The organism is Cellulosimicrobium sp. CUA-896, assembly GCF_001942335.1.
In the GTDB taxonomy this organism is placed as follows: Bacteria; Actinomycetota; Actinomycetes; order Actinomycetales; family Cellulomonadaceae; genus Cellulosimicrobium.
The window spans coordinates 50556-69293 of the sequence record NZ_MKKH01000009.1 but is presented as its reverse complement, the minus strand read 5'-3'; the positions used below and the strand labels follow the sequence as shown (position 1 = coordinate 69293).

Genomic DNA, 18738 nt, shown 5'->3' with positions numbered 1-18738 from the left:
GCGAAACAAGTCCCTGACCATGGTGGCCGTCCCGCTCGGCGTCGTCGGCATCGTGCTGCTGCTCGTCGTGCCGGTCCCGGCGGCGATGCTCGACGTGCTCATCATCGTCAACATCCTGCTGTCGCTCGTGATCCTGCTGACGTCGATGTTCGTCAAGAAGCCGCTCGACTTCTCGGTCTTCCCGTCGCTGCTGCTGGTCGCGACCCTGTTCCGGCTCGGGCTCAACGTCGCCTCGACGCGCCTCGTGCTCGGGGACGGGTACGCGGGCGAGGTCATCGGCGCGTTCGGCCACATCGTCGTCGACGGCAACTTCGTCATCGGCATGGTCGTGTTCCTCATCCTCGTCGTCATCCAGTTCCTCGTCATCACCAAGGGCGCCGAGCGCGTGGCCGAGGTGGGCGCGCGCTTCACGCTCGACGCGATGCCCGGCAAGCAGATGGCGATCGACGCCGACCTCAACGCGGGCCTCATCAGCGAGAAGGACGCCCGCGCCCGGCGTGCCGAGATCTCCGCGGAGGCCGACTTCTACGGCGCGATGGACGGCGCGTCGAAGTTCGTCAAGGGCGACGCGATCGCGGGCATCGTCATCACGCTCATCAACCTCGTCGGCGGCATCGTCATCGGCGTGGTGATGCACGGGCTGCCCGTCATGGACTCGGTCGACACGTACTCGATCCTCACCATCGGCGACGGCCTCGTGACACAGGTCCCGGCGCTGCTCATGGCGGTCGCGACGGGCATGATCGTCACGCGCTCGAACTCCGACGAGGGCGACGTCGGCTCCCAGGCCTCGAGCCAGCTCGTGCAGTCGAGCCAGGCCGTCGCCATCGCCGGGGTCGCGGCGATCGCCATGTCGTTCATCGAGGGCATGCCCCGCCTGCCGTTCCTCGTCCTCGGCGTCGGGCTGCTCGTCGCCGCGCAGCAGATCCGCGCGAGCCACCGGCGCGCCGAGCTCGCGCGGGCGGCGGCGGAACAGCTCGAGCAGAGCGAGGCGAGCGCGCCGGACAGCAACGAGAACCTCATCGAGCAGATGCGCGTCCACGCGCTGGAGATCCTGCTCGCGCCCGACCTCGTCGACCTCGTGACCGGCGCGCACGACGACCTGCTGGGCCGCGTGCGGGCGCTGCGCCGCAAGATCGCCATGGAGCTGGGCGTCGTCGTGCCGCCGGTCCGCACGCGCGACTCGATCGAGCTGCCGGCGTCGACGTACGCGGTGCGCATCGCGGGCGTCGAGGCGGGGCGCGGCCAGGCCCCGGCCGGCAAGGTGCTCGCCCTCGGCGAGGGCCTGACGACCCTGCCCGGGCAGACCACGGTCGACCCCGTGTTCGGCATGGAGGGCAAGTGGGTGCCGGTCGAGATGCGGCACAGCGCCGAGATGGCGGGCGCGACCGTCATCGACCGGGTGTCGGTGCTCGTCACGCACCTGTCGGCGATCATCACGGCCCACGCGGCGCGGCTGCTCTCGCGCGAGGACGTGCGGGTCCTCACCGACGAGGTCAAGCGGACGAACCCGTCCGCCGTCGACGAGCTCACCCCGGCGCTGCTGTCCCTCGCCGAGATCCAGCGCGTGCTCCAGGGACTGCTCGAGGAGCGTGTCGCCGTCAACGACCTGCCGCGCATCTACGAGGCGCTGGCGCTGGCCGCGAAGCGGTCCACCGAGCCGGAGCACCTGATCGAGTCCGCCCGGGCGGCCCTCGGGCCGGCGATCCCGGCGGGGCACACCGTGGGCGGCACGATCCGCGTGCTGACGATCGCCCCCGCGCTGGAGCAGGCGCTGCTCGCCGGCCGCCAGCCCGGCGGGGAGAACGGCTCGACGATCGTCGTCGACCCGGCCCGTCTCGACGCGTTCCGGAGCACCGTGGCCGAGCGCGTCCTCGCGGCCCGCCGGGCCGGCGACGAGGTCGTCCTCGTCTGCGCGCCGTCCCTGCGCCCCGCCGTGCGTCGCCTCACCGCGACGCAGCTGCCCGACCTGCCGGTGCTCTCCTACACCGAGGTCGTCGCCGGCAACGCCCTCGTCGAGACCGTGGGGGTGGTGAACGATGCCCAGGCGATTGCGGCTCGAGGGTGAGACCCTCCAGGCGATCCTCGACGAGGCGCGCCGCGCCCACGGGCCCGACGTCCGGATCGTCTCCGCGGAGCGCGTGATCACCGGCGGGTTCAAGGGGCTGTTCGGTCGCCAGCACTACGAGGCCGTCGTCGAGGTGACGGGCGGCTCGACGGCGCCCCTGCCCGCGGCCGGTGTGCGCTTCCCCGCCGCCCGCCGGGCCGGCATCGCGGCGCTGCTCGACGACGCGGACGACGGCGACCGCCTGCGCCCGTCGCGCGCGGACGACCTCGAGGTCTCCACCGGCGGCGAGGAGTTCGCCGCCCTGCTGGACGAGCTGGTCGCCGAGACCACGATCCTCGCCCCGCCCGCGGCGGCCGCGCCCGCGGGGCCGTCCACCGCGCCGGGCGACCTCGTGGCGCTCGTCGGGCTCGGGCAGGACGCCGTCCCGGTGGCGCGCGCCATGGGGGCGCGGCTCGGGCACCTCGTGGCGTACGCCGGCCTCGCGGACACCGGCACGGCCGACGCCGACGGGGCCCCACGTGTGGAGGACCGGCGCGCGGCCACCGAGGCGCGTGCCCGCGGGGTGCGCGCCGGGGCGGCGACCGCCGTCGCGCTGGGGATCGGCGTGGACGCGGCGGGCGCCCGGGCGCTCCTCGAGGAGCTCGGTCCCGAGGAGGTGTGGGTCGTGGTCGACGCCTCGCGCAAGCCCGCCGACACCGCCGCCTGGGTCGGTGCCGTCCGGCGCCTGGCGGAGGTGCGCGCGATGGTCGTCGTGGGTCACGAGCTCACGCTCACGCCCGAGAGCGTGGAGGTGCTGGGGCTGCCCGTCGGCTGGGACGCACGCTGACCCACGACGGGGTGCATAGGGCACGGGGGCGGGTCAGGAGGACCCGCGGGACGTCAGGAGGACGCGGATGCTGGTGCTGGGCCGGAAGGTGGGCGAGCGGATCCTCATCGGCGACGACGTCGTCGTCACGGTGGTGTCCGTGAGCAAGGACGGCGTGCGCGTCGGCATCGAGGCGCCCCGGGACGTACGCATCCACCGGGCCGAGATCGTGGACCAGGTGGCGGAGGACAACCGTGCCGCCGCATCGGCGCCGGCCGACGGCACGGACGTGCGGGCCCTGCTGGGGCTGCGCCGGGCCTCCTGAGGGGGCCGTCGACGCCGCTGGCGAGCCGGACTACCAGGAACCCCGCCAGGAGCCTTCCCAGCCGCCGTGCCAGTCTCGCGTGCGCGGCGCCAGTCGTCGCGCGCACGCTCCCACTCCTCGCGGGCGCGGTCCCACTCGTCCTGCAGGCGCTGCCACTCGTCGCGCGCCGAGTCCCAGCCGTCGCGCCCGGGCGTCAGACGGGTCGCCGCCCGGTCGGGGGCCGGCGGGGTGGCACCGGGCGACGGCGCCACGGGCGCCGGCGCGGGGGCCGGCTCGGGCGCGGGCTGCGGTGCCGCAGCGTCGGCGAGGCGCGGGGCCGGCTCGGGCGCGGGGCGGGCCGGCTGCTCCGCCGTCGCGCTCGGCGTCGGGGAGGGCTCCGGCGCAGGGACGACCTGCGGGACCTCCTCCACCTCCTCGCCCTCGGGCCCGGTCGTCGGCTCGACGCCGTCGAGGTCGAAGGGCTTGAGCCCGAACGGCTGGAGCTGGAGGCTGTCCAGCTCGAAGTCGCCGGTGGCGCCCTCCGGCACGTTGTCGTCGGCCGGCGCGATCGCGGCGCCGAAGATGAGCGTGACGCTGGACAGGGCGGCCGCCGCGCCGAAGCGGACGGACCGCGTGGCGTGGCTGCTGCGCGCCGGACCGGTCGCCGCGGCCGGGTGGCCGACGCCGCGGCGGACCGCCTGCGTGCGGGGGACGAGCGTCGGCGGCGCCACGACCTTCGGCACGGGCGGGAACACCATGCCCGGGAGGGCGGCGCGGCGGGGGGCGCCGGCCTGCGGCACGGCCTGGGCGATCGCGCGGTCGGTGGCGGCGGCCGCTTGGCGCAGCGCGAGCAGCGCGGCGCGGTCGGCGGCCAGCCGGTGCTGGTAGGGGGTCACGGCGAGCCGGCCCTGCGCGGCCTCGTGCCCGACGGCGCGCACCGCCTCGAAACGCACGGTGGGCGTCCACGACCGGCCGTCCACGGCACGGCGACCCGCGACCGCGTCGCGCAGGACGGCGCGCTGCACGGTCCCCACGACCTCGAGGGCGGCCGCGCGGTCCGGCTCGGCGACCCCGAGCGTGCGCACCAGGCGTCGGGCGTCGCGGTCGAGCTCCGCGTCGTGCTGCTCGACCACGACCGCGAGGGCGTGCTCGCGCGCCGCGCTCGGCATCCGCGCGACGCCGGCGAGCACCCCGCGCACACCGGGGTGCCGCCACCCCGCCCCTGCGTCAGACATTCCCTTGTCCCCCCGTACCCCTGCGTCCCCCTGCATCCCTGCGACGCACCTGCTACCCCGTGGTGCGCATTCTCGCACCGCTCACGCGTGCTCCAGCGCGCCGACGTCGATCCCCATGGTCCGCAGCTGCTCCACGGCGAGCTCGCGCACGCGCTCGATGTGCGCGAGCGTGCGGCGGCGCGGGAGACCGAGCGTGCGCGAGATCCACACCACGGTGTCCTGGCCGGGCAGCGGGCCCCCGCCACCGTACGCCTCCGACATCCACAGCGCGGCGACCCGTCCGCGGGCCGGGTGCTCCGCGCGCGCGGCGTCCACGACGGACCGCAGCAGCGCCGGGACCTCGACCGGGTGCAGCACGCAGTCCGGGTCGTCGTCGACGTGGGTGTCCGCGTCGAGCGCGTCGTCGAACGGCAGCGCGCCCCGCATGACGAGCTCGTCCGCCTCCGACACGACCATGCCCTGTCGCACCACGTCGGCGCGGTGGGCGCCGAGGCGCTCGTTCGTCGCCCGGACCGCCTCCTCGACGGACGGTGCCGTGCCGCGCAGCGCGGCGAGCTCGGACCGGGTGCGCGCGAGCTCGCGCCGACGCCGCTGCGCGGCCACCATGCCCGAGGCCGGCGCGGTCGCGTGGTCGACGAACGAGCGCACCTTCGGCCGCGCGGTGTAGACGACGATCGCGAGGAACGAGCGCATCGTGCGCAGGTAGCCGGGGTCCTGGCGGGAGCGCTCGAGCATCTCCCACGCGGTCGCGGTGACGATCGCGTCCACGTCGTCCAGGAAGCGCGCCGTCGGCACGGCGTTGGCGCGGCACAGGTGCACGGCCATCCGGCGCCAGTGCGTGCGGTGCTCGGCGAGGAACGCCGACACCTCGGCGCGGTAGCGCGCGTCGTCCTCGAGCGCGACGATGCGCTCGACCTCCGCGCGCACGGTGTCGCCGTCGACGACCTCCGCCGTCAGACCCTCCTCGACGGCGTGCACCGACGCCTCGCGCACCCGCTCGGGGTGCGTGCTCGGAGCAATCTGGTAGTTCACGGTTCAAGGATGGGGTGGCAGCAGGTCCTCCTGCACTCGTACACGCTTCTTTCACACTCTGGTTCACCCTTTTTTCATCCCCGCGGGCGCGCGCCACGGGGGTGCCGCGGCGGCGCACGGCGGGACCGGCGACTTCCCCCGACGCGTCCGCGGCGGAGCGTGCGGTGCTCCGCCGCGCCGCCTCGTGGACGCGGCGCGGCGTCGGTACACTGCGGCCTGGGCGAACGTCTCGCCGGGCGGGGGCACGGACACGGGGACGAGAGCAGGAGGTGGGGGCATGGTCGCAGCGGCCTGCACGCCGACCCGCCCGCCGCGCGTCGCGGTCCCGACGTCCGCCACGCCGCCTGCGTCGCGTCGCGCACGGGGCAGGGGTGCCCGGCGGCTCCGACGGGTGGAGCAGCGATGAGCCCCGACGAGGGCAGGCCGGCCGCGTGGGACGACACCACCTGGGCGGCCTGGGCCGTCGGCCTCGTCGAGCCGCTGCTCGACCCGGACGAGCGCGTCGCGACGCTCGAGGCGATGCGGGACCAGGCCCGCAGCCACCGCCTCCGTGCGGTCACGCTCCTCGCGGGGACGCTCACGGACATCGTCGACTCGCTCCCCGAGCACGACCCGTGGCGGCACGTGGACCCCGCCACGTTCGGCACGTACCGCGACGGCCTCGACCTCGTCCCGACCGAGGCGACGGAGATCCGCGAGGACATCGGGCTCGCCGCCCTCGCCCGGCCGCTCGGTCGCGACGGCGCCCGCCTCATGAGCGAGGCCGAGCACGGGTGGGAGAACACGGCCCACGCCGCGAGCGCGCTCGACGACCCGGTCACCGCCCTCTCGCGCGCTGTCGCGTGGGCGTCGTGGCGGCGTCGGGTGTACCTCGGCGACGACAGCTACCCGGTCCTCGTGCTGTTCTCCTGGCTGCGCCGGGCCGCGCTCGTCGCCGCCGGCGCCGAGATCGACGACGACCGGGCGCGGCAGGAGATGCGCGCGTCCGCGAAGATCGTCGACGACCTCGTCTGACGGTCCTGCGGCGCGGCCCGCACGCCGCGCCGGGTCTCGCCGCCCGGTCTCACAGATCGCCGAGCACGCTCGCCGGGTCGACGTGGTCCGCGGCGATGAGACCCAGGTCGATGCCCTTCGCCAGCGCGTCCTCGCGCCGGCGCACGCCGAGCTTGCGGTACACCGACCGCAGCTGGCTCTTCACGGTGTTCACCGAGACCATGAGGCTGCGCGAGATGTCGGCCGCCGTCGCGTGCCGCATCAGCGCGTCGAGCACCACGACCTCCCGGTCGGTGAGGGGCTGCGGGAGGTCCGTGACGGGCACGAACAGCTCGGGGACGCGGTCCGCGTCGGCGAGGACGCGCTGCGCCGTCTGGTCCCTGCTGCGTGCCGCGAGCTCCGCGAGCGCGAGCAGGTCGGCGTGCGGGGGCAGGGCGAGCGCGAACCGCAGCCCGCGGTCCTCCGCCACGGCCGCGAGCTTGCCGAGCGCGTCGCAGGCCGCGGTCTCGTCGTCGGCGTGCGTGAGCGTGGCGGCGAGCAGGGTCCAGTGCGCCACGCGCAGCCGCGGCGAGGCGTCCGGCCCGGGCGTGTGCTCCACGAGCACGTCGCGCGCGGACTGCCACCCGTCCGTGAGCAGGGCGACGTGCGCGCGGAGCAGGGGCGTGCGCGGGGACTGCGCCGGAGCGACCTTGAGCAGGGCGTGGACGGCCCCGATCCGCCCGCGCGCGAGGTTGAGCAGGCCCCCGGCGTAGCCCAGCTGCTCGATGTTGCGCGTCGAGATGCGCCGCGCACCGCGCTCGGACTCCACGTACCGCCGCAGGCGCTCGCTGCCGAGCGCCGTCTCGAACGCCGTCAGGTCGACGTACGCCTGGACCGTGGCGAACAGCGGGCGGGACTCGAGCGTGGGCAGGTGCGGGCGCATCACGTCGAGGTGCGCCTGCGCGCCGCGCGCGTCGAACCGCTCGAGGTGCACGAGCGCGCGGGCGAGGCGGTAGAGGTCGTCGTCGCGCCCGGCGTGCACCGGCTCGTGCGGCGACGCGTCGACGACGTCGAGGTCGCGCTCGGCCTCCGGCATGTCGCCGCGCAGGGCGTGGACGAGAGCCCGCAGGGACAGGCCGTACAGCGTGCGCGGGTTCTCCGTGGGCGAGTCCCCCAGGTCCTCGAGCACCGACAGCGCCTCGCCCGACGCGCCCGCGCGGGCGAGGGACAGGGCGATCTCGGCGCGCAGGCGGGGGAGCTCGCGCGTGAGCTGGCGGCGCTCGTCCAGCCGCAGCTCGCCGAGCGACCGCCGGGCACGGCGCGCGGGGTCGATCGCCCGCTGGGCCGACCCGGTGGAGCGCATCGCGACGGACTCGAGCACCTCGAGCACCACGCGCTCGGTCGGTGAGGCCGCCCGCGCGCGGGGCTTGATCGACGCGAGCACGAGGCGGTACAGCTCGATCGCCTCGCCGCGCTGGCCCGGCACGCTGTCGTGGTGGATCGCGAGCGCGCCGGCGAGGAGGGGATGGCGGCGCAGGTCGTGGACGGGGACGCGTCGCAGATGGCCGAGCCGCGCGAGCGTCTGCGGCTCGAGCAGCTCGGCCCAGTAGCGCGAGACGGCCGCTGACGCCACGTCGAGGTCGCCGGCCGTGACCGCGTGCACCAGCGCCTCCACGGGGTAGCCGTTCGCGAGGTACCAGCGCGCGGCGGCGAGCTCGAGCCGGTGGGACTCCTCCGGCTGCTCGCGCCGCGCCGTCTCCAGCACGAGCGTGCGCACGACGGGGAACAGCACGAACACCCGCCCCGAGGGGCGGCGCTCCCAGGTGCCGAGACCGCGCTCCTCCAGCACGGTCAGGAGGTCGGGTGCCTCCGGGTCGCGGGTGAGGGCCACCGCGAGGTCCGCGGTGAGGATCTCCGGCACCGCGCACCGGACGAGGAGCGTCTCCAGGCGGTGCCGTGCCGGTCCCTGCAGCTGCTTGTCGACGGCGGCGCGCAGGAGCTCGTCCGCGACCTGGACGTGCGCCGGCGTCCCGTGGGACCCCGCCATCTCCGCGGCGAGCATCGCGACGCGCAGGTACAGGGGCTGGCCACCCGTGCGCACGTGCGCCTCGGCCGGGTCCAGCGGGACCCGCGAGTGGCGCAGCACCCGCGCCGTCTCGTCGGGGGTGAACGGGAGCTGGTCGGCGGTGATCACCGTGCGGTCGAGCTCGAGCCCGACCGCGGGCGCCTCCAGCGGGGACACCGCGCGCGTCGCCACCGCGACGCACAGGGTGGGGCAGAGCCGGAGCAGCGCGAGCACGTCGGCGTGGACCTCGTCGCCCTCGACCTCCTGGTACTCGTCGACGACGACCACCACGTCGCCGGCCACCGCGAGGAAGGCCTCGGCGAGACGCTGCGGGATCTCCCCGGGCTCCAGCTCGCCCGGTCCGAACGCGGCGTCGAACCCCTCGAGCCCGGCGCGCGATGCCCGCCGGGCCACGGCGCGCCACAGGTCGAGGCGCGACGTGGCGGGCGTGGCGGTGAACCACACCCCGGTCGCGCCGCGGCGGCGTGCCCACTCGGCGAGCAGCGACGTCTTGCCGCTGCCGGCCGGGCCGCGCACGACGCGCAGGGCGGCGTCGGCGTCGAGCCGGTCGAGGAGCCGTTCGCGGACGAGCTCGAGGTGCGGAGGGCGGGGTGCGCCGTAGAGCCGCGACGCCCTCGATCCCACCTCCGGCATGCCGCCTCCCCGCTCTCCCTCGGTGCGGCCCAGGGACGTGACGTCGGCGGCGTCGTCGACGCGTCTCAGGAGCGGCACCGTGCCGATCCGACCTTCACCATAGGCGAGGTGCCGCGCGCGCTCGCGGGCAGCGCCCGATTTCGCCCGGTGCGCCCCGGCGGGCGCTGGCACCGCCGCGGTGCGCGACACGGTCCGCGTGTCGGACAGGCTGCGCCCGGGCGCGCACGCATAGGGTCTGCGGGGCCGTACCGGCCGCGACCCGAGCCCGGGGAGGAGGGTGGGCGCCGAGCCCGCACGGTGATGAAGCGAACCGCCCTGCGTCGCGTGCTGGTCGCGACGGCGGCCGCGTGCGCGGTCGCGGTGCCGTCCGCCGCGCTCGCGACGCCCGCCGCCGCGCGCCCGCGGACGCCCCCGGGCGCGTGATGGTCACCGCCGACCCCGCCGCGCCCGGGGACTCCGGGCCGCGGCCGAGCGGCTCGGCCCTGGTGGAGGTCGCCGTGCCCGAGGTGGTGGTGCGCCGCGCGCCGGACGGGGCGGTGACGGCGTACCTGGTGCCCCGGACCCCGGGCGTGCGGTGGGTGGTGGACGGCCTGCCCGTGGCCGACGTCGCGACCTCCGTCGACGGGCACTGGCGCCTGGACGCGTCCCCGGACGAGGCGCCGGACGTCGTCGTCGCCGTCGCCGAGGCGGGGCACCGGCTGCTGCGCGAGGACGGCACCACGGCCGTCGCGGTCGCCGCCCTGGACCGGCGGGTCGCGGTCGAGGCGGTCCGCCCCGAGGTGGTCGACGGCGACGCACCCGCGACGCGTACGTCGTGCCGGACGTGGCGGGCCTGGTCGTCGCCGACGCCCAGGGCGTCGTGCTCGAGCCCGGTAGCCGGCACGCGGTGACGGGCCACGTCGACCACGAGGCCGTCGTCGTCCTGACGCTCACCGCGGCGCCGGTCACCGCCTGGAGGTCGACGGGGTGCCGGTCGAGGCGGTCCCGGGCGAGGGCGCGCCGTGGCTCGTCGAGCTGCGGTTCTCCGGCACCGTCGCGGTCGAGCCGGTCGCGCCCACGTTCACGCCCGGCGAGGGCGCCGCGGGGACGGTCGGGGTGCCGGACGTCGAGGGCGTCGAGTACCGCGTCGACGACGTCCCCGTCGGCCCGGGCGAGCACGCCGCGGCGGGCGCCGTCACGGTGACGGCGGGCGCCTTCGACGGGTACGTCGTCGTGGGCGACGCCACGTGGTCGCACACCTTCGTCGCGGTCGCCGCGACACCGGACGAGACGGTGGAGCGGCGGCCCGGGGCCGTCGCGGCCGGCGCGGGGTCGCGGGGCGGGCCGGCCGGCGACCGGTCGTCGGGCGCCGGCGACGACGCCCCGCCCGTCGCGGCCGCAGGGCCGCAGGAGCCGGCGCGCAACGCCCCGCTGGACCCGCTGACGCTGCTCGTCGGCGGGCTGGTCCTCGGCGGGCTGCTGCTCCTGCGCGGCCGCCGCGACCAGATCGCCTGACCTCGCGACAGGGGACGCTGGGGCGGTCACCGGGCGACGCGGTGACCGCCCCGTGCCCTCAGAGCCGGACGGTCTCGTTCTCCCCGCCCTCGTACGGCTTGCCCGTGACCTTCGTCGTCACGAGCCGGAAGAGGGTGGCGACGCGTCCGCCGGGGGAGTCCCAGTACTCCGCCGTGTCGGCGTGCAGGCGGATGAGGACGACGCCTGGGGTGTCGGGGCCGTCGGGGAACCACGCGTCGGCGACGGCGTTCCAGAGCTCGCGGATCTTCGCGCGGTCGCGGACCACGCTCGCGCTCCCGGACAGCGACACCCACGAGCTCGACCCGGAGAACGCGGCGTTCGCCGCGGAGTCGTGCGCGATCTCTGCCACCTTGTGCGAGTCCTCCGCGGCGAAGAACCACAGGTCGCCGTCGAAGTCGACGGCCTGCACGCCCATGGGCCGGCTGACGAGGCTCCCGTCCTCGGCGACGGTCGTGAGCATCGCGATCCGCTCGTCCTTCACGAGCTCCCGGACCTTGGCGACCTCGTCCGCGCCGGCGTGCGGCTGCTCGTGGTGCGTGTCGGTCATGGCGTCTCCCGTCTTCGTGGGCCGCGGGACCGCGACCACCTCCGACGCTAGGCAGGTCCGGGCCGCCCCGCCCGCCGACCGCGGTCCTCGCCCAGGACGGCGACGAGGCGGACCGGGCCGCGGACCGCCGTCGCCCTCCTCCGGCGCGACGAGGAGGTCGCGCCACCACCCGCCGTCGTGCCGCGAGAAGGTGACACGCAAGGAGGGGGTGGGGTGGTGCCGCCGGTCGTGGCGGGTCTGGCGGGAGCGCGCGAGGGACGAGCGCGCGGAGGGAAGACCGGCGGCACCACCCCACCCCCTCCGGACGCGAAGGTGGAACCTCCGCGGGAGAGAGCGGGAACGCGAGGACTACACCTCGACGTCCTCGTCCACCCAGTCCATCGTCTTCGTCACGGCCTTCTTCCAGTTCCGGTAGAGCCGGTCGCGCTCGCCGGAGTCCATCGACGGCGTCCACCGCTTGTCCTCGGCCCAGTTCGCGACGACGTCCTCCTCGCCCTTCCAGAACCCGACGGCGATGCCGGCCGCGTAGGCGGCACCGAGCGCCGTCGTCTCGGCGACCTTGGGCCGCACGACGTCGACGCCGAGCTGGTCGGCCTGGAACTGCATGAGCAGCTCGTTGGCGACCATGCCGCCGTCGACGCGCAGCTCGGTGAGGTCGACGCCCGAGTCGGCGTTCATGGCGTCGACGACCTCGCGGCTCTGGTACGCCGTCGCCTCGAGCGCGGCGCGCGCGATGTGGTTGCGGGTCACGTACCGCGTGAGGCCGACGAGCGCGCCGCGCGCGTCGGGCCGCCAGTACGGCGCGAAGAGGCCGGAGAACGCGGGGACGAAGTACGCTCCGCCGTTGTCCTCGACCTTGCGGGCGAGCCACTCGACGTCGGGGGCGTCCTCGAACATGCCCAGGTTGTCGCGCAGCCACTGCACGAGCGAGCCGGTGACCGCGATCGAGCCCTCGAGCGCGTAGACCTGCGGCGCGTCGCCGATCTTGTAGGCGACCGTCGTGAGCAGGCCGTTCTTGCTCATGACCTTCTCCGTGCCGGTGTTGAGCAGGAGGAAGTTGCCGGTGCCGTACGTGTTCTTGGCCTGGCGACCTCGAAGCACGCCTGCCCGAAGGTGGCGGCCTGCTGGTCGCCGAGGATGCCGGCGATCGGCACGCCGGGAACCATGCCGCGCTGGCGGCCCTTGCCGTACACCTCGGACGAGGAGCGGATCTCGGGCAGCATCGACATGGGGATGCCCATGTCGGAGGCGATGTCCTCGCGCCACGACAGCGTGTCGAGGTCCATGAGCATGGTGCGCGAGGCGTTGGTGACGTCGGTGACGTGGACGCCGCCCTCGGTGCCGCCGGTCATGTTCCACAGCACCCAGGTGTCGGTGTTGCCGAAGAGCAGGTCGCCCTTCTCCGCCTTCTCCCGTGCGCCCTCGACGTTGTCGAGGATCCACTTGATCTTCGGCCCGGAGAAGTAGGTGGCGAGCGGCAGGCCCACGATCGACTTGTACTTCTCCGCGCCCTCGGAGCCGCCGAGCTCCTCGACGATCTTCTGGGTGCGCGTGTCCTGCCAGACGATCGCGTTGTAGACCGGCTTGCCCGTGGTCCGGTCCCACACGACCGCGGTCTCGCGCTGGTTGGTGATGCCGACGGCGGCGATGTCCTCGTGCGTGAGGTTCCCCCGCGTCAGGGCGAGCCCGACGACCTCGCGCACGTTGTTCCAGATCTGCTCGGGGTTGTGCTCGACCCAGCCCGCCCGCGGGAAGATCTGGTCGTGCTCGAGCTGGCCGGTGGAGACGATCTCCCCGGAGTGGTTGAAGACGATGGCACGGGAGCTGGTCGTGCCCTGGTCGATGGCGAGGACGTAGTCGGCCATGGTGGTTCAGTCCTTCACGTCGGTGTGTACGGGATGGTGGGCCGGCGTCGTGCGGGCCGGGCGGCCCGCACGACGCAGAGGGACGGGGGTCAGGAGTAGACGGGCGCGAGGAGGCCCGCGAGGACGCCGCCGATGATCGGGCCGAGCACGGGGACCCACGAGTACGACCAGTCGCTGCCACCCTTGCCGCGGATGGGCAGGAGGGCGTGGGCGATGCGGGGCCCGAGGTCACGGGCCGGGTTGATGGCGTACCCGGTCGGGCCACCGAGGCTCGCGCCGATCCCCACGACGAGCAGGGCCACCGCGAGGGGGCCGAGCTGGTGCGGCGTGTTGCCGAACATGAGGACGACGAACACGAGCACGAAGGTGCCGAGGATCTCGGTGACGAGGTTCCAGCCGTAGGAGCGGATCTCCGGCCCGGTGGAGAAGACGCCGAGCTTGGTGGCGGCGGGCGCCTCCTCGTCGAAGTGCTTCTTGTACGCGAGGAAGGCCAGGAGCGCACCGATGGCGGCACCCGCCATCTGCGCGGTGATGTAGAAGAAGCCGTTCGCCGCGGTCACGGGGATCCCGGGAGCGAACTCCTCGGCACCGCTCGCCCAGATGCCGAACGTCACGGCGGGGTTGATGTGCGCCCCGGACTTGTACGCGACGAAGACACCCGCGAACACCGCGAGGCCCCATCCGAAGTTGATGAGGAGCCACCCGCCGTCGAACCCCTTGTTGCGGGGGAGGATCACGTTCGCGACGACGCCTGCGCCTCCGAGGAGCAGGAACATGGTGCCGAGGAACTCGGAGAAGAGGAGCTCGCCTGTTGACACGTCCATCGTGTGCTCGCTTTCTGATCGGACTTCGCTGTCGCAACCCCGACGACGCTCGGTGCGTCGCGGTCCTCGTGCACCCGGGGACGGTGTCCCCCGGTCCGTGCGGGGTGCGGCCGAGGGGGTCGTCCCGGCCGCACCCGTGATGCAGTTGTGGGTCCGTGCGCTCAGCCGACGCGCAGCGGCTGCAGCGGCGCGACGTCGGCGGCGTCGAGGCGCGTGCGCTCGGCGCTCGGGTCGTCCGGCTGCTGCTCCGCGGCGGCCTCGGCGTCGGCGCGCTCGGTGTACTGGCGGACCTCCTCGTCGCGCGTCGCGTCGTCCCAACCGAGGAGGCCGGCGGCGATGTCGGCGATCTCCGGGAGGGCGGCGAGGCCGCGGTCGGACACCTCGTAGTTGAGGCGCGTGCGGTGCAGCAGGAGGTCCTCGAGGTGCAGCGCGCCCTCGTGCGAGACGCCGTAGGCGATCTCGGCGCGCAGGTACGCGGGCGCGTGCTCGAGGGGGCGGGCGAGGTCGGGCTGCGCCTCGCACAGCTCGACGATCTCCCGCAGGTTGGAGCCGTAGCGGTGGAGCAGGTGGTCCACCATCGCCGGGGTCCAGCGGTAGCGCGACGCCCAGGGGCGCGCCTGGCGGCGCACGGCCTCGAGCCCGACGGCTCCGAGGAGCGGGATCGTGTGGGTGATCGACGGCAGTGCGCTCGCCCGCTGGCCGATCGCGAAGTCGACCGCGTCCTTCGCCATGACGCGGTACGTGGTGAGCTTGCCGCCCGCGATCACGGTGAGGCCGGGCGTGGGGGAGGCGACGGTGTGCTCGCGCGACACCTTGGCCGAGCTCGTGCCCTCCTTCGTGCCCGGCTGCAGCAGCGGCCGCAGGCCCGCCCACGTGCCGATGACGTCGTCGCGCGTGAGCGGGTGCGCGAGCACGGCGTTCGCGTGCTCGAGTACGTAGTCGATGTCCGCGGACGTCGCGACGGGGTGCTGGAGCTCCTGCTCCCACGGCGTGTCCGTGGTGCCGATGACCCAGTACCGCGACCACGGGATGACGAAGAGCACGGACTTCTCGGTCTGCAGGATCAGGCCCACGTGGCCCTTGATCCGCTCGCGCGGCACGACGATGTGGATGCCCTTCGAGGCGAGCACGCGCAGGCCGCCCTCGCTGCCTGCGAGCGCCTCGGTGTCCTCGGTCCACACGCCGGTCGCGTTGATGACGGACCGTGCGCGCACGGTGAGCTCGTGCCCGGTCTCCAGGTCGACCAGGACGGCGCCGTTCACCGCGCCCGTGGCGCCCTTGGTCAGCGAGACCACCTGCGTGCGCGACGCGGCGTGCGCGCCGTACGACGCGGCGGTGCGCACGAGCGTGCTCACGAGGCGGGAGTCGTCGACGGACGCGTCCCAGTACTGGACGGCGCCCACGGCGGCGTCGTGCGCGAGGTCGGGGAACTTCTTCTCCATGCGGCGTCGGCTCAGGTGCCGGTGGAGGGGCATGGCGCGCTTGCCGGGGGCGACGCTCGCGAGGGTGTCGTAGAGGGCGATGCCGGTGCCGACGTAGGCGCGCTCCCACACGCGGTGCTCGAGCGGGTACAGGAACGGGACCGGCCGCACCAGGTGCGGGGCGATGTCCTTGAGCAGCAGGTCGCGCTCGGTGAGCGCCTCGTGCACGAGGTGGAAGTCGAGCATCTGCAGGTACCGCAGCCCGCCGTGCACGAGCTTGCTGGACCGGCTCGACGTGCCCGCCGACCAGTCCTGGGCCTCGACGATCGCGGTCGAGAGGCCGCGCGTGACGGCGTCGAGCGCGATGCCGGCGCCGGTGACGCCGCCGCCGATCACCAGGACGTCGAGCTCGGCGTCCGCGCTCGTGCTCGCCTCGAGCGCGGCCAGTGCCTGCCGGCGTGACTCCGCGGTGAGTCTCGTGGATGCCATCCGTCCAACCTCTCTTCGTCGCCCGCCGTGCGTGCGCTCCGAGATGCCGACGCACCTGGTGCGCTCAGAGCGACGGTCCCACGTCCGCACCAGGAGCGCGAGAGGAACCGTCTGCTCGGAGCCCGCCGCCCTGTGCTGCGACGTCTCCGCACGTCCTTCACACCACCACGCGGCGAACGGACGCGCAAGCGCTGTGCACGAACGTGCAGAATGAGGGGACGACCGGAGACGAGGAGGCGTCATGGTGGACCGGGAGCAGGACGTGCTGCGTGCGGCGTCGATGTACTACCTGCAGGACATGAAGATGGAGGCGATCGCCAAGCACCTGCGCACGTCGCGGTCGACCGTCTCCCGGCTCGTCAAGCGGGCTCGCGAGACGGGGCTCGTGGAGATCTCGCTGCGGCCCACGAGCAGCCGCGCCCCGGGCGTCGGGCAGCAGATCGCGAGCACGTGGGGCATCGACGCCTACGTCGTCCCGGTGCCGGACCAGGCGGCACAGGTGGACCGTCTCGAGCAGGTCGCGATGACGACCGCACGCCTGCTCTCGTCGTGGTTCGACTCGGACATGATCCTCGGCATCGCGTGGGGGACCACGCTCTCGGCGGTCTCGAGGCACCTGCCGCGGAAGGCGACGCGGGGCAGCGCCGTCGTGCAGCTCAACGGCGCGGCGAACACGCGCACGTCCGGCGTCCACTACGCGGGCGACCTCATCGCGGGGTTCGGCACGGCGTTCGACGCGCACGTGCACCATTTCCCAGTCCCGGCGTTCTTCGACTACGCCGAGACGAAGCGCGCCATGTGGCGTGAGCGGTCGGTGCGGCGCGTCCTCGACGTCCAGCACCGCGCGGACATCGCCCTCTTCTCGGTCGGGGCCGTCTCGGGCGGCGTGCCGTCGCACGTCTACGCGGCCGGCTACCTCGAGCCGGAGGACATCGCGGTGCTCGAGGAGGAGGGCGTCGTCGGCGACGTGTGCACCGTCTTCCTGCGCCCCGACGGCACCTACCGCGACGTCGCGCTGAACGAGCGGGCGACCGGGCCGTCGCCGGACGAGCTGCGCCGGGTGCCGCGCCGCGTGTGCGCGGTGGCCGGCGACAACAAGGTGGCCCCGCTGCGCGCCGCGCTGCGGGCGGGTGTCGTGACCGACCTCGTCGTCGACGAGATCACGGCGTCGCGGCTCGTCGCCGGCGGCTGAATCTATGCGTATTGGTGGATAGGTATGCATCAGAGCGTGTGCGCGCGTACAGTGACGGCGTGTCGTCCCACCCTCCCGCCGCGCTCTCGCCGGTGAGTGTCCGGTCCGCCGTGCCGGCGGACGTCCGCGCCATCCGCGCGCTCGTGCAGCCGTACGCGGAGGAGCGCATCCTCCTCGCCAAGGAGATGGTCGGCTACTACGAGTCGGTGCAGGAGTTCGTCGTGGCCGCTCCGGCGGACCCCGACGCCGACGCCGAGGTCGTGGGCTGCGGGGCGCTGCACGTCATGTGGGACGACCTGGCGGAGATCCGCACGCTCGCGGTCGACCCGGCGTGGCGCGGGCGGCGCGTGGGGGACGCGCTCGTCGGCGAGCTGCTCGCCCGCGCCCGCGCCCTCGGTCTGCGGCGGGTCTTCTGCCTCACGTTCGAGGTGGGCTTCTTCGCCCGGCACGGGTTTCGCCCGATCGACGGCGCCCCCGTGTCCGCCGAGGTCTACGCCGAGCTCCTGCGCTCGCACGACGACGGGGTCGCGGAGTTCCTCGACCTGGCGCGGGTCAAGCCGAACACCCTCGGCAACACGCGCATGCTCCTCGACCTCACCTGACCCGTCCGGGCGCGGCGTCGCTCAGGCAGGTAGGCGCAGGGCCTCGCCGTCCTGCTCGACGAGGCCGTCCTCCACGAGTCCGGCCACGCAGCGGTCGAGCTGCACCGCGTCGTGCCACACGGCGCCGACGAGGTCGCGGGGGACCGGGCCCTCCGCCTCGCGCAGCGCGGCCATGACGCGTCCGCGCACCTGCCGGTCGGTCCCGGCCCAGGCCTGGGTACGGCGGCGGTCCGCGTGCTCGTCCGCGGGGCGGCCCGCGGCCCGCCACGCGCACCGGTCCCGGACCGGGCACGCCCCGCACCGCGGGGCGCGCGCGGTGCAGACGAGCGCGCCGAGCTCCATCGACGCCGCGGCCCACCGCGTCGCCGCGGAGTCGTCCGGTGGCGCGACGGCGGCGGCCAGCGCTCGCTCGGCAGCGGTGTACGACGGCGCCGGCAGCGCCCGGCCCGCGAGACCCGGGCGAGCACGCGGCGCACGTTGGTGTCGACGACGACCGCGCGGCGACCGTGCGCGAACGCCGTGACGGCGGCGGCCGTGTACTCGCCGATGCCGGGCAGGGCGCGCAGCGCCTCCTCGCCGCGGGGCACCTCGCCGTCGTGGTGGTCCACGATGCGCGGGCGCACTCCTGGAGGCGCAGCGCCCGGCGCGGGTAGCCGAGCCGTCCCCAGGCCCGCAGCACGTCGGCGGTCGGGGCGGCCGCGAGGTCGGCCGGCGCGGGCCACCGTTCGAGCCACTCGCGCCAGACGGGCTCCACGCGCACCACGGGCGTCTGCTGCAGCATCACCTCGCTCACGAGCACGCCCCAGGCCGTGCGGTCGTCCGCGCGCCAGGGCAGGTCGCGGGCCGTGCGCGCGAACCACGCCCCGACCGCGTCGCGCACCGCGGCGACCGCGGCGCGTCGCGCGCGACGGCGGGGGACGACGCCCCGGCGCGCGACGCGCCCGGCGTCGGCGGCGTGGGTGCTGCGCTCGCTGCCGGTGCCATTGCCGGTGTCACTGCCGGTGTCACTGCCGGTTCCTCCGGTGGTCCTGCGCCCGTGGGCGGCTGGTGCGGTCGTGCGGTGGTGCGGTGGTGCGGCGTACGGCTGTGCGGGCGGCGTGGCGCCGCGCGGCGCGGCTCGGCCGGGATGGCGGCACGGGCCACTAGCG

General features: G+C 74.9%; 14 protein-coding genes and 2 pseudogenes. 9 read left to right on the top strand and 7 right to left on the bottom strand.

Annotated elements, in window-relative coordinates:
- The first annotated feature begins 19 nt into the window (after positions 1-19).
- The 3 genes from BJF88_RS04060 to csrA all read left to right on the top strand — a co-directional run bounded on the left by BJF88_RS04060 (position 20) and on the right by csrA (position 3198).
- A complete protein-coding gene (locus BJF88_RS04060; protein ID WP_255371736.1) occupies positions 20-2068 on the top strand; it encodes a flagellar biosynthesis protein FlhA in 2049 nt (682 codons plus the stop codon).
- Positions 2040-2894 (top strand): hypothetical protein, encoded by an 855-nt coding sequence (locus tag BJF88_RS04055; protein ID WP_139315902.1) that lies wholly within the window; start codon positions 2040-2042, stop codon positions 2892-2894. The genes BJF88_RS04060 and BJF88_RS04055 overlap by 29 nt, the downstream gene beginning before the upstream one ends.
- Positions 2895-2961: 67 nt before the next feature.
- Positions 2962-3198: a carbon storage regulator CsrA gene (csrA, locus tag BJF88_RS04050; protein ID WP_075827855.1), complete on the top strand. Its 237-nt coding sequence runs from the start codon at positions 2962-2964 to the stop codon at positions 3196-3198.
- Positions 3199-4493: 1295 nt separating this feature from the next.
- Here the strand turns inward: csrA and BJF88_RS04040 are convergent.
- Positions 4494-5444, bottom strand: coding sequence for a hypothetical protein (locus tag BJF88_RS04040; protein WP_075827853.1), 951 nt, complete (start codon positions 5442-5444; stop codon positions 4494-4496).
- Between the two features lie 402 nt (positions 5445-5846).
- Here BJF88_RS04040 and BJF88_RS04035 point away from each other — a divergent pair, with 402 nt between their 5' ends.
- Positions 5847-6458, top strand: a complete 612-nt coding sequence (locus BJF88_RS04035; RefSeq protein ID WP_075827852.1) for a hypothetical protein — start codon at positions 5847-5849, stop codon at positions 6456-6458.
- Between the two features lie 49 nt (positions 6459-6507).
- Here BJF88_RS04035 and BJF88_RS04030 read toward each other — a convergent pair whose 3' ends face one another.
- Positions 6508-9213 (bottom strand): LuxR C-terminal-related transcriptional regulator, encoded by a 2706-nt coding sequence (locus BJF88_RS04030; RefSeq protein ID WP_075827851.1) that lies wholly within the window; start codon positions 9211-9213, stop codon positions 6508-6510.
- A 222-nt stretch (positions 9214-9435) separates the two neighbouring features.
- Between BJF88_RS04030 and BJF88_RS21160 the strand changes: the two genes are divergently transcribed.
- The 3 genes from BJF88_RS21160 (at position 9436) to BJF88_RS04020 (ending at position 10629) form a co-directional block, all read left to right on the top strand.
- Entirely contained in the window at positions 9436-9558 is a 123-nt protein-coding gene (locus tag BJF88_RS21160) for a hypothetical protein (RefSeq protein ID WP_255371732.1), read from the top strand.
- Entirely contained in the window at positions 9555-10025 is a 471-nt protein-coding gene (locus tag BJF88_RS04025; RefSeq protein ID WP_139315901.1) for a hypothetical protein, read from the top strand. Before BJF88_RS21160 ends, BJF88_RS04025 begins: the two co-directional genes overlap by 4 nt.
- A 76-nt stretch (positions 10026-10101) precedes the next feature.
- Entirely contained in the window at positions 10102-10629 is a 528-nt protein-coding gene (locus tag BJF88_RS04020) for a hypothetical protein (RefSeq protein ID WP_075827849.1), read from the top strand.
- A 58-nt stretch (positions 10630-10687) separates the two neighbouring features.
- Here the strand turns inward: BJF88_RS04020 and BJF88_RS04015 are convergent, their stop codons facing one another.
- The 4 genes and pseudogenes from BJF88_RS04015 to BJF88_RS04000 form a co-directional block, all read right to left on the bottom strand.
- Positions 10688-11197, bottom strand: a complete 510-nt coding sequence (locus tag BJF88_RS04015) for a pyridoxamine 5'-phosphate oxidase family protein (protein WP_075827878.1) — start codon at positions 11195-11197, stop codon at positions 10688-10690.
- A 348-nt stretch (positions 11198-11545) separates the two neighbouring features.
- A pseudogene (gene glpK / locus BJF88_RS04010) lies at positions 11546-13062 on the bottom strand (glycerol kinase GlpK).
- Between the two features lie 89 nt (positions 13063-13151).
- The gene (locus BJF88_RS04005; protein ID WP_075827848.1) at positions 13152-13886 is read right to left on the bottom strand and encodes an MIP/aquaporin family protein; all 735 of its coding nucleotides are present in this window, start codon (positions 13884-13886) and stop codon (positions 13152-13154) included.
- Between the two features lie 161 nt (positions 13887-14047).
- Complete coding sequence (locus BJF88_RS04000) at positions 14048-15796, bottom strand: glycerol-3-phosphate dehydrogenase/oxidase (RefSeq protein WP_075827847.1); 1749 nt, start codon at positions 15794-15796, stop codon at positions 14048-14050.
- Between the two features lie 241 nt (positions 15797-16037).
- Between BJF88_RS04000 and BJF88_RS03995 the strand changes: the two genes are divergently transcribed.
- Positions 16038-16988, top strand: coding sequence for a sugar-binding transcriptional regulator (locus BJF88_RS03995; RefSeq protein ID WP_075827846.1), 951 nt, complete (start codon positions 16038-16040; stop codon positions 16986-16988).
- 59 nt (positions 16989-17047) lie between these two features.
- A complete protein-coding gene (locus tag BJF88_RS03990; protein WP_075827877.1) occupies positions 17048-17590 on the top strand; it encodes an amino-acid N-acetyltransferase in 543 nt (180 codons plus the stop codon).
- Between the two features lie 21 nt (positions 17591-17611).
- Here BJF88_RS03990 and BJF88_RS03985 read toward each other — a convergent pair.
- Positions 17612-18470: pseudogene (locus tag BJF88_RS03985) on the bottom strand (A/G-specific adenine glycosylase).
- Positions 18471-18738 lie beyond the last annotated feature (268 nt).